Genomic DNA, 1,631 nt, shown 5'->3' with positions numbered 1-1,631 from the left:
AACCAGACTAGCTGCTTCAACGCCTGTCAGTAGGCTAAAGAAGTAAGTGAAATTAATTCTACTGACTACACTCGTAGATGTATAAGTGCCAATATCTTTGCACACGGGTTCAACTCCCGTCATTTCCACTAAAACCAACTGAATTAGATTCATTATCCGATGATCATGTAAAAAGGTAGTTAGAATTGTTCCGCAGTAGCTCAGTGGTAGAGCTATCGGCTGTTAACCGATCGGTCGTAGGTTCGAGTCCTACCTGCGGAGTTATAGTTCAACAAGGACATTAGGAAACTGGTCAGGGCGGGAGCGCAGCAGCCATAACTAGTGAAATTGTGTGGGCTATTACATAGGACAAAACAAAATCTCTAAAAGATACCCTAAAAGTCACATCCAATTTTTATATATTGTTAAAAAATTTGTATATTGGTTTAAAAAGGGACTAGTATAACTAACAGGTGCGATGCTTTAATATAAAGCATCGTCTATTTTTGATTTAATTAACGAAACAGATTATTAAGAATTGTACTTAAAGTAACGAGTACAAAAGTTAAACAATTGAGCGGCTCACACCATACGATTAAAATGTGCAGTATAAGAGAAGGGGCTTGTTTAACAAACGGGTGCAAGAGTTGAAGACCTGCTGCCATTTGGTGGCTTTTTTAATAAAGCGACAGTTTAAGTGAGCAAACTGTAAGAGTGGAAAGAAAGTATCTTCTTTTTTATTTATTAAAATACTTCTGATAATAAAACTTATCTTAAAGGTGGAATGAGAAAATGCAGAACCATATTGACTACCTTCTAGAACATTATGGGTACTTCGGAATAACCTTCGCCTTGATCGGTGGTATTGTTGGACTTCCTATACCCGATGAGGTTCTTCTTACATATATTGGTTACAATGTGTTTCAGGGAAAATTATCATACATAATGTCAATAGTAAGTGCCTTTGTAGGGGCCACGGGGGGGATTTCGCTTAGTTACCTCATCGGTTATAAATTTGGATTGCCTTTATTAGAAAAGTTTGGACCAAAAATTCACATTACTGAGCAAAAAATTAATAGAACAAAGAAATTATTCAGGAAATTCGGACCTTATCTTTTATTACTAGGTTATTTTATACCTGGGGTTCGTCATCTTACAGCATATATAGCTGCTGTCAATCTCTTCCCCTTTAGAAAATTTGCGGTTTACGCATTTATGGGTGCATTAATATGGAGTATTACTTTTATCACACTAGGAAGAATATTAGGGGAAAATTGGACTGGTGTGGAACTATATATATCGAAATATAGTATTTATTTAATTACGAGCTTATTGGTCCTTTCAATATTGATTTATTTTTTATGGAAGAGAAGAAATTTATTAAAAAGGGATATTTCATAAAAGTGGCTTTCTTTAAAAACTAAAACTAAAGAAGGAGTTATTTCTTATGGCGAGGTTAAGTGTCAAACTCATTGTTTGTCCACTAACGATAATTTATTTTCTACTGTAATTTTTATAAAACTGATAATTGTAATGCTTTTTTCAACCTTAAACGGAATGTTTTACACTTAATTGCAAGTGATTGAAGTAGAAAAAAACAATGATACAACTAGGTCTTTTGGACTACCAAAATTTACAGCTATCATCCATTT

1 protein-coding gene, 1 tRNA gene and 1 other RNA gene are annotated in these 1,631 nt (G+C 34.2%); all 3 read left to right on the top strand.

Features of this window, described 5'->3' with window-relative positions; translation table 11 throughout:
- The first annotated feature begins 189 nt into the window (after positions 1-189).
- The 3 genes from COE25_RS18375 to COE25_RS18365 all read left to right on the top strand — a co-directional run bounded on the left by COE25_RS18375 (position 190) and on the right by COE25_RS18365 (position 1,380).
- A tRNA-Asn gene (locus tag COE25_RS18375) sits at positions 190-261 on the top strand.
- An RNA gene (ffs, locus tag COE25_RS18370) (signal recognition particle sRNA small type) lies at positions 261-346 on the top strand. The genes COE25_RS18375 and ffs overlap by 1 nt, the downstream gene beginning before the upstream one ends.
- A gap of 425 nt (positions 347-771) precedes the next feature.
- Positions 772-1,380 (top strand): DedA family protein, encoded by a 609-nt coding sequence (locus tag COE25_RS18365; RefSeq protein WP_098933628.1) that lies wholly within the window; start codon positions 772-774, stop codon positions 1,378-1,380.
- The last annotated feature ends 251 nt before the right edge of the window (positions 1,381-1,631 follow it).

Source organism: Bacillus sp. AFS031507 (assembly GCF_002584635.1).
In the GTDB taxonomy this organism is placed as follows: domain Bacteria; phylum Bacillota; class Bacilli; order Bacillales; family Cytobacillaceae; genus Neobacillus.
The sequence above is the reverse complement of the archived record's forward strand: the minus strand, read 5'-3'. Positions and strand labels throughout refer to the sequence as shown.

What these genes read in the sequence shown, in the direction of transcription:
- COE25_RS18365 (WP_098933628.1), top strand. Translation starts at nt 772, where the DNA reads ATGCAGAACCATATTGACTACCTTCTAGAACATTATGGGTACTTCGGA.